Origin of the sequence: Acidaminococcus sp. CAG:542, from assembly GCF_000437815.1 — a bacterium.
Lineage (GTDB): Bacteria > Bacillota > Negativicutes > Acidaminococcales > Acidaminococcaceae > Acidaminococcus.
Genome location: NZ_FR902083.1, coordinates 31,353 through 40,212, shown reverse-complemented (window position 1 = coordinate 40,212; position 8,860 = coordinate 31,353). Strand labels below are relative to the sequence as shown.

Genomic DNA, 8,860 nt, shown 5'->3' with positions numbered 1-8,860 from the left:
GGTGGCCGTGGAGGCAATGCCGTAGCCCACCCCGCTCAGGAACCGGACGATGTACATGATGGCCAGAGAATCGATGAGGAAGTACATACAGGTGGTCACCAGGAAGAACAGGATCCCGGCATAGAGCATTTTCTTCCGGCCGTACAGTTCCACGGACCGGCCCGCAAACAGCCGGGCCACCAGGGTCCCCAGCACGAAGATCCCGGCCGCCAGACCGGCTTCACTGACGGTGGCATGGAGGGAATGGATGGCTTCCGAAGCAATGATCACCATTAGCATGTAATAGATGATGTAAATCAGGAAATTGACCAGGGTATCCAGGACGAATCCTCTGGTCCACAGACGGGGTTTTGCAGACATGGACAAATCAGCGACCTTTCTTATTGGAATCACGGAATTTTTCTATGGTTCCGATTATACGAGGCTGCCGGTGATTTGTGTAGCGGATAAAAAAGATGGATGTAATCGGAAAAAGCGATTACATCCAGTCTGTTCGTTTCAAACGATGGGTTCCCCGGGCTTCTGGGCAAAACTGGCCAGCACCTGTTCCACATAAGGGCGGATCAGAGGAAGTTTGGGATTGTTCTTCCGGTAGATCAGGTACCCTTCCGCCTTCAGGGGCAGCTGGAGTTCATGCCAGCCGTTGTGATGGCCCAGGGTCCTCAGCAGCCGTTCCGGCAGCAGGGCCCCTGCCCCGTTTTCCTGGCAGTAGTGGATCATGGCATAGGGAGTGGACAGCCGGGCGGAAATCATGGGTTCCCGGTTTGTGCCGGCAAAATAGTCCTGGTAGATCTGGTTCATGAAATAGCTGGTAGGATACAGCACCAGAGGCCGGCTGAGCAGCTGGCTCCGGGTAAGGGGAAAGTCTCCCACCGGCAGGAGGGGTGCATAATACACCAGATTGTCCGTACAGAAGTGGATCACTTCATAGGCATTCGCCGGTTCCCGGTCCGGCAGGGATTCTTTCACAAAATAGGTGGAAACCACGTCCAGCCGGCCCTCGGTAAGAGCCTGGTGGATCTGGTAGGTGGGCAGATCAAACACGTTGAACCGAAGGCTGGGGTTGGTCTGGCGGAAATGGGCAATGTGCCGGTTCATGTGGATGTCCCCCAGGGACCGGAGGATCCCCACATTCAGCTCCACCGGCTGGGATTCTGCCACTGACCGGGTGTCATAGACGATTTTCCGCAGCCCGTCCATCCATTCCGTCACCCGGGCCAGGAAGACCTTTCCTTCCTCCGTCAGCTGGCTCCCCCGTTTGGACCGGTGGATCAGGGGGATCCCCAGGGCAGTCTCCAGGTTCTTGATCTGGGCGCTGAAGGCGGATTGGGTAATATGGGCCTCCCGGGCCGCCCGGGCAAAGTTCCCCACCCGTCCGTATATAATGAAGCATTCCATTTGGGCAATGGTCGGTAAATCTCCAGGCATGGCAATCTCTCCGTTGTGGTATAAGTTGTTCTTATTATAACAGATTGAGGAGAGGTGGTTAAGAGGGTAATGGGTAAGGGCGTGCCCAGTCTCTCCTTATTCTACAACCGCCTGATAAATCTTCTCCGACAGATCTGCCATGGTTTCGTAGGGGGTGTAGTTCCGGGTGAAGATCACCAGTACATAATCCCCGTTGGGGGTATACACGATGCCCCCGTCGTGGCGAAGGTCGTTGACTTCTCCCGTCTTGTGGGCCACCACCGTTCCCCGGGGCAGATCCCCGGGGATGCTGTCGTTGTCGGTCTGACGTTTGTAAATTGCCAGCATTTCCCGGTCCTGGGCCGGGCTCACGCATTTCCCCTGATACAGCCGTTTGAACAGCAGAGCGATGTCCCTGGTGCTGGTCAGGTTCTCCCTGCCGGCCGCCATGGCTTCTGTATCCATCATCTTCCGGCGGAGGACACTGTGGGTGTACCCATGGCGCTGCATATAGGCGTTGATCCGGTCCATGCCCAGCCGGTCGATGAGCAGGTTGGCGGCAGTGTTGTCACTTTCGGTAATCATCAGTTCCAGGGCCTCCTGGAGGGACACTTTGCTGCCGTACCCCCGTCCCTGGAGGACCCCTGCCCCGCCCACTACATTGTCCGGGGTAAGGGTGAAGGTTTCATTCCGGCTCAGGCTGCCGTTCTGGATGTCTTCATAGGCTTTGGCCAGGATGAAGACTTTGATCATGCTGGCAGCGGTCATGGTCTCACTGCCCCGGTACAGGCTCTGGTTGGTGGACAGATTGGTGAAGTACACCTGGGCAGGGCCGGCCGCCTGGATGATCCTGCCGATTTTCTGCATCCGGGGGCTGAGAGCAGCCCTGGCGGAAGCCGCCGGTGCACTGGCCTGGGCGGTACGGGGCATTCCCACCCCGGGCAGCAGAAGAAGGCCTGCCAGTACCAGGCCCATTCCCTTGTTCAATGGTTTCAAAAGAACTTCACTCCTTCTCCGGCCAGCCGCGCCTTCAGGCCCCCCATGAAACGGGGCCCCGGGTCGGTTTTGCCGTGATAATAGCCAGATATGTTTTCTTTCCATAAAGAGGTATGCCGGGCCAGGTCCTGCTGATAATGGCCCAGTACCCACTGGATAGTGGGGTATTTGCCCCGAAGATACCGGATCAGCCGTACATTGGCTTCCATCTGGGCCTGGGTCAGGTCTTCCCGGCCCTCCACACCGCCTACGTTCTCAATACCGATGGAGCACCAGTTCAGGCCGATGGCATGGCGGTTCAGAGCGGTTTCCGGGGTCAGCTGCCAGATGGTGCCGTCCCGGTCTACCAGGTAGTGGGAGGCCACATTCAAAGTGCCGTTTTTCAGCCGGGGATTTTCCTCGTTGTAAAAATACCGGTACACCCCGTCCCGGGAATTGGACGCCGTCCAGTGGACCACCACCGCCTGGGGCACAATGGTTTCCATTTCCCGGCCGTAGTGGATCCGGGCATAGTCCCTCATCAGCCGGCGGCGCAGGTCCGTAAAGGCAAGGGGACGGACCACCATGGCCGGTCTGGCGGGCGTGAGGGTTTCCTGTACCCTGGCGGCCCGGGCTGACGGTTCCGCCCCGGCGTATTTTCCCTGGACCGGGCTCCCAGGGCAGATGGCCAGGACCAGTACTCCCGCCAGCGCAAGGGCCTGCCCGGCCCGTTTTTTCTTGTTCATGGGCTCTCCTCCTTTCCGTCCATTGTACTCCTCAATTGTTTTTTCTTCCAGTCCGTTCAAAAAGAAAGGGACATTGCTCCCGCAACATCCCTTTGCCAAACGGAATTTTTCACTGTCCGACAGGACCGATTTCGATTTCGTCGATTTTTCCTTTTTCGATTTTAAAGATCAGACCCACCCCGGGCATTCCGGCCGCCTGGTAGATGATTTTATCCCCACGGACCTTGTCCGGTTTTCCGTAGGTCTCCTCCAGGACGGAAGCGTCCATGCCCACACGGATTCCTTCCGGGGTTGCCCAGCCGTTGTTGGCGGACACTTCTATATGATAGACGGCTCCTTCCGCCAGATGGATGGATACCCCATCCCCATATTCGTATTCCACCACCGATCCGGCTGGATGGGAAGAGGAATGTTCCTGTTCCGTTTCCGTGGGGGTGCCGTATATCTGCCGGACATAGGATTCCCCGGTCCCATAGCCAATGCCGCCCAGGTACAGGGATTTCTGGGGTACCGATGCCAATGCGGCCGAAGCAGCCAGTGTCAAAAGTGTCGTAAGACCTGCAATTGTCCATTTTTTCATCTGGTCCATCCTCCGTGTTTTTGAGAATTATTATTGATAACCATTTTATCATAATTATATGGCAATTTACAACTGTTTTTTAGAAAAGAGCAGAAGCAAGGCCCCCTGGGCGGCCGGGACGGGCTCCCCTCCGGGTAGCCCCTACGCCGTTGGGGGCGAATCCTCTCGTTCGATCTGTTGGACGTGATTGGCTGACTGTTGACAAAAAAAGTACTGCACATGTCCGATTTTCCCATGTGCAGTACTCTTTTTTCACTTTTTCCCCCCAAACAGACACCGCATGGAATTCAGCACGCAGAGGATCAGGACTCCGGTATCGGCGAAGATGGCGAACCACATGTTGATGAACCCCAGAGCCCCCAGAACCAGGCTGATGACCTTGATGCCGATGGCGAACACGATGTTCTGGTACACGATACCCACGCATTTCCGGGCGATCCGGATGGCTTTGCTGATTTTCAGCGGGTCGTCGTCCATGAGCACCACATCTGCCGCTTCAATGGCCGCATCGCTGCCCAGGGCCCCCATGGCAATCCCCACATCCGCCAGGGACAGCACCGGGGCGTCGTTGATCCCGTCCCCTACAAAGGCCACTTTCTCCTTGGGCTCTTTCCGGCGGATCAGCTCTTCCACCTGTTCCACCTTTCCCTGGGGCAGCAGCTCGCTGCGGACTTCGTCGATGCCCAGCTCTTTGGCCACCGCTTCCGCCGTCCGTTTCTCATCCCCGGTGAGCATGATCACCTTTTTCACCCCGTTGGCTTTCAGGGTCCGGACGGCTTCCACGGCATGGTCCTTGATCCGGTCGGCGATCAGGATGTGTCCATGGTATGCCCCGTCGATGGCCACATGGACCAGGGTCCCCACCATATGGCAGTTCACATAGGGAATGTGGAGCATTTCCATGAGTTTGGCGTTCCCGGCGGCCACGGTATGGCCGTCCACCCGGGCCACCACCCCTTTACCCCCGTATTCCTGGATATCCGTCACCCGGCTCCTGTCGATGGGTTTGCCGTAGGCCTGCTGGAGGCTTTTGCTGATGGGATGGCTGGAGGCACATTCCGCCAGGGCCGCCATTTCCAGCACTTTTTTTTCTTCCAGTTTGTTGTGATGGACGGCGGAAACTTCAAACACCCCCTGGGTCAGGGTCCCGGTCTTGTCCATCACCACATAGGCCGTATGGGCCAGGGTTTCCATATAGTTGGATCCCTTGATCAGGATCCCCTGCCGGCTGGCGCCCCCGATCCCCGCAAAGAAGCTGAGAGGAATGGACAGCACCAGGGCGCAGGGACAGCTGACCACCAAAAACAGTAGGCTCCGGTACAGCCACATGTGCCACAGAGGCGCCATGCCCAGGGCCATCCGCACCAGAGGAGGCAGCAGGAACAGGGCCAGTGCCGCGCTGCATACCGCCGGGGTATAGACCCGGGCGAATTTGGTGATGAACACTTCAGATTTCGCTTTCCGGGAGCTGGCGTCTTCCACCAGGTCCAAAATCCTGGATACGGTGGATTCCCCGAACTCTTTGGTGGTCTCTATGGTCAGCACCCCGCTGAGGTTGATGCAGCCGCTGATCACTTCATCCCCAGGGGCCGCTTCCCGGGGAAGGCTTTCCCCGGTGAGAGCCGCCGTATCCAGACTGGACCGGCCTTCCACCACCCGGCCGTCAATGGGGACTTTTTCCCCGGGCTGGACGATGATCCGGGTGCCGATGGCCACATCATCCGGGTCCACCCGGACCAGTTTCCCGTCCCGCTCCACATTGGCATAGTCGGGACGGATATCCATCAGTTCGCTGATGTTCCGGCGGCTTTTGTCCACGGCATAGTCTTCGAACAGTTCCCCCACCTGGTAGAACAGCATGACGGCCACCGCTTCTGCATAGTCCCCGTTCTGGTAGATGCCCAGACCGAAGGCCCCCAGGCTGGCCACCGCCATCAGAAAGTTCTCATCCAGCACCTGGCCCTTCCGGATATTTTTCGCCGCCTTCAGCAGGATGTCCCAGGCCACAGTCAGATAGGCCGCCAGATAGGGCAGCAGGTGGAGAAAGCGGTATTCCAGGTCCACCCCTTCCCCGCTCCAGGCATCCGGCAGAAAGGCCCCGGCCACCGTCAGCACAAAGGCGGCGGCGATCCGGCCGATCATGATCTTGTTTTCCTGTTCCATATTCCCATCCTCTCCGGTATCCATTCAGCCATTCTTTAACAGTAAATCTTGCAATCGTCATCCAGTTTGGCCACAGCCGCCTGGCAACGGCCCATGACTTCCGCCGGATCCGCCCCCTCTGCAAAGGTCACCTTCAGCCTCAGCAACATAAAGTTCAGCACCGCATCCTGGACTCCCGGAGTGGCCTTCACCGCTTCTTCCATCTTGGCCGCACAATTGGCACAGTCCACTTCCACTTTATAACTCTTTTTCATGATTCTTCCTCCTTGCTCTTGTCTAACGATTAAACAATCGTTTAATCGTTTTTCTGACTTATTTATACCACAAACCAAAAAAATAAGCAAGAGAAAGGGGAATTTTTCTTCTTTCTCTTGCTTATAATTCAATAACTGTTTATTTGTTTACAAAATGCTCAGCAGATGGTAGGCCACAAAGGTAACGATCCAGGCCGTTGCCAGCTGGAAGAAGGCTTCAAAAGCCGTCCATTTCCAGCTGCCGCTTTCCTTGTGGATGGTAGCCAGCGCCGCCGCACAGGGCACGTACAGCAGGCAGAAGATCATCAGGCACAGGGCGTTGAGGCTGGTGAACCCAATGGATTCCAGGTCAGCGGCAAATTCCGCCATGCCCGCTCCAGAGCTTGCGTTGGTAATGCCAAAGAGCACGGCACAGCTGGAAACCACCACTTCCTTGGCGGAAATCCCGGCCAGAAGAGCCAGACAGATCTGCCAGAAGCCCAGGCCGATGGGCCGGAAAACCGGCACCAGCACATGGCCCATAATGGCGCCGAAGCTTTCTCCTGCATCGGTGGTGTAGCCGCTGGGGCCGAAGTTCAGCAGGAACCAGATCAGGATGGTGGCCACGAAAATGGTGGTCCCGGCCTTTTCCAGGTAACTCTTCACCTTTTCCCACATGTAAATGCCCACAGTATGCATATCCGGCAGCTTGTATTCCGGCAGCTCGATGAGCAGGAAGTCTTCCGTCTGGCGGTGCTGGGCCTTTTCAATGCCATGGAGCACCAGAGCCACCAGGATGGCCACCGCCAGCCCGATCAGGTACATGGAATAGGCCACTACCATGGCATGGCTGCCGAAGAACATCTCTGCAAACAGGATATAGATGGTGAGCCGGGCGTTGCAGCTCATAAAAGGCGTCACCAGCATCACCTTGTACCGGTCCCGCTTATGTTCCAGGGCCCGAGATGCCATCACAGCCGGCACCGTGCACCCAAAGCCCAGGAGCATGGGGATGAAGGCCTTCCCCGACAGCCCCAGACGGCTCATCACGTCTTCCATTACATAGGCCACCCGGGCCATATACCCGGAATCTTCCAGGAAACCCAGTGTCAAAAACAGGATCAGGATATTGGGCAGGAAGGTGACAATGGTCCCCACGCCCCCCAGGACCCCGTCGATGATCAGGGATTTCAGGGCATCGCTGACGGACCAGGCGGTGAGCAGCCCTTCCAGTCCGTCTCCGAACCAGCCGATGAAGTCTTCCATATACCCCTTCAGCCAGTCCCCTACGGTAAAGGTCAGGAAGAACACCACCGCCATGATCAGCAGGAACACGGGGATCCCCCAGAACCGGTCCGTCAGCACCTTGTCCAGCCGGTCCGTCAGCTTGTCGCTTTCTTCCTTGTGGAGCAGCACTTCGTGGATGATTTCTTCAATGAAATCATATTTTTCCCGGATGATCCGGGTTTCGTAGTTCTGGTCCAGGATATCCGGCCGGTCCACCGGGTGTTTTTTCAGCACTTCCTGGTCCTGTTCCAGCAGCTTGATGGCATGCCACCGGGGATTGATGATGTCCGGATATTTCACTTCCAGTTCCGCGATCAATTGGTCGATCCGGTCCTCAATGGGATCGGAATAGACCATGGCGTACATTTTGTGGTCCAGCCGGTGGGCCCCCACGGCCTTGTGGTCGTGGATCAGCGGGTCCGTGTGTTTGGCGTCCCGGTGATGGATGGCCGCATGGAGCAGCACGTCCAGACCCCGGCGCTTCCGGGCGGAAACAGGGATCACCGGGATTCCCAGCATTTCCGGCAGCCGGTGCAGGTCGATTTCCATCCCCCGTTTTTCCACAATGTCCATCATATTGAGGGCCATAACCACCGGCTTCCCCAGTTCCAAAAGCTGGAGGGTCAGATACAGGCTCCGTTCCAGGGCGGACGCATCCACCACGTTGATGATCACATCCACTTCGTCACTGAGGATGAAGTCCCGGGAAACGATTTCTTCCATGGTATAGGAGGTGAGGCTGTAGGTGCCGGGCAGATCCACCAGGTGGATGTTCATGTTGTGGCGCCGTATGGCCCCTTCCACCTTTTCCACGGTGACCCCGGGCCAGTTGGCCACCTTCAGGTTGGCGCCGGTAAAGGCATTGAACAGGGTGGTCTTCCCGCAGTTGGGGTTCCCGATGAATCCGATGGTCAGGTTCTGGGCATCGTGGAGATGCTTTTCAGGCTGCTGCATATCAGTCATGGTCCACCTCCACCTTGTCCACGGTAATGTTCCGGGTCATGTTGTAGCCCAGGGCAAACCGGGTGCCCCGGAGCAGGATCACCATAATCCCCTTTCCCTTCCGGGTGATGCAATGGATCCGGGTCCCCAAGGTCATCCCCAGGGCCTGGAGCCGCCGTTCAATCTGGAACGGCAGATCGATCTGAGTAACGACTGCAGACTCCCCTGTCTGCAAATCCTTTAAAAGCATGTTCTGTTTTCCCCCTGTAAGTAAATTCAGCGGTAAAGGAAACTGCCCAGTAACTGAAGGCCCGTATCCCTTTATGCATAACTAACCGCATTTGTAATTATAATCAATTACCCGGGTATTGTCCACAGGGGGAGGGGCGGCCGGGACGGGCTTCCCTGCGGGAATCCCCTACACCGTTGGGGTCAAGGGTTTTCGTGCTATTGATTGGACGGGATCGGCACAGGGACGATGAAAACCGTTTTCCCCCATCCCTGCCGAATCTCCGATCGTGGCGGTG

At 57.1% G+C, this 8,860-nt stretch carries 9 protein-coding genes; all 9 read right to left on the bottom strand.

Annotated elements, in window-relative coordinates; all coding sequences use genetic code 11:
* Window positions 1–360 (bottom strand): MFS transporter (locus QVO43_RS06910; protein WP_288174692.1); only part of this gene is annotated, 360 nt, incomplete at its 3' end.
* A 138-nt stretch (window positions 361–498) separates the two neighbouring features.
* Window positions 499–1,428 (bottom strand): LysR family transcriptional regulator, encoded by a 930-nt coding sequence (locus QVO43_RS06905; RefSeq protein WP_022487805.1) that lies wholly within the window; start codon window positions 1,426–1,428, stop codon window positions 499–501.
* A gap of 96 nt (window positions 1,429–1,524) precedes the next feature.
* Window positions 1,525–2,403 carry a serine hydrolase gene (locus QVO43_RS06900; protein ID WP_022487804.1) on the bottom strand — a complete coding sequence of 293 codons (879 nt, stop codon included), beginning with the start codon at window positions 2,401–2,403 and terminating at the stop codon, window positions 1,525–1,527.
* On the bottom strand, window positions 2,400–3,128 hold the full coding sequence (locus tag QVO43_RS06895; RefSeq protein WP_022487803.1) for an N-acetylmuramoyl-L-alanine amidase: 729 nt from the start codon (window positions 3,126–3,128) through the stop codon (window positions 2,400–2,402). The genes QVO43_RS06900 and QVO43_RS06895 overlap by 4 nt, the downstream gene beginning before the upstream one ends.
* Before the next feature lie 109 nt (window positions 3,129–3,237).
* Window positions 3,238–3,708, bottom strand: coding sequence for a hypothetical protein (locus QVO43_RS06890; protein WP_022487802.1), 471 nt, complete (start codon window positions 3,706–3,708; stop codon window positions 3,238–3,240).
* 252 nt (window positions 3,709–3,960) lie between these two features.
* Window positions 3,961–5,871, bottom strand: a complete 1,911-nt coding sequence (locus tag QVO43_RS06885) for a heavy metal translocating P-type ATPase (protein ID WP_022487801.1) — start codon at window positions 5,869–5,871, stop codon at window positions 3,961–3,963.
* 35 nt (window positions 5,872–5,906) lie between these two features.
* Entirely contained in the window at window positions 5,907–6,125 is a 219-nt protein-coding gene (locus tag QVO43_RS06880) for a cation transporter (RefSeq protein ID WP_022487800.1), read from the bottom strand.
* A 147-nt stretch (window positions 6,126–6,272) separates the two neighbouring features.
* Window positions 6,273–8,354, bottom strand: a complete 2,082-nt coding sequence (gene feoB / locus QVO43_RS06875; RefSeq protein ID WP_022487799.1) for a ferrous iron transport protein B — start codon at window positions 8,352–8,354, stop codon at window positions 6,273–6,275.
* On the bottom strand, window positions 8,347–8,583 hold the full coding sequence (locus tag QVO43_RS06870) for a FeoA family protein (RefSeq protein ID WP_022487798.1): 237 nt from the start codon (window positions 8,581–8,583) through the stop codon (window positions 8,347–8,349). Before QVO43_RS06870 ends, feoB begins: the two co-directional genes overlap by 8 nt.
* Window positions 8,584–8,860: the final 277 nt, after the last annotated feature.

Bases quoted from the DNA above. Each gene is read 5' to 3' on its own strand.
- QVO43_RS06890 (WP_022487802.1), bottom strand. From the start codon at position 3,708: ATGAAAAAATGGACAATTGCAGGTCTTACGACACTTTTGACACTGGCT.
- QVO43_RS06905 (WP_022487805.1), bottom strand. From the start codon at position 1,428: ATGCCTGGAGATTTACCGACCATTGCCCAAATGGAATGCTTCATTATA.
- QVO43_RS06895 (WP_022487803.1), bottom strand. From the start codon at position 3,128: ATGAACAAGAAAAAACGGGCCGGGCAGGCCCTTGCGCTGGCGGGAGTA.
- QVO43_RS06880 (WP_022487800.1), bottom strand. From the start codon at position 6,125: ATGAAAAAGAGTTATAAAGTGGAAGTGGACTGTGCCAATTGTGCGGCC.
- QVO43_RS06870 (WP_022487798.1), bottom strand. From the start codon at position 8,583: ATGCTTTTAAAGGATTTGCAGACAGGGGAGTCTGCAGTCGTTACTCAG.
- feoB (WP_022487799.1), bottom strand. From the start codon at position 8,354: ATGACTGATATGCAGCAGCCTGAAAAGCATCTCCACGATGCCCAGAAC.
- QVO43_RS06885 (WP_022487801.1), bottom strand. From the start codon at position 5,871: ATGGAACAGGAAAACAAGATCATGATCGGCCGGATCGCCGCCGCCTTT.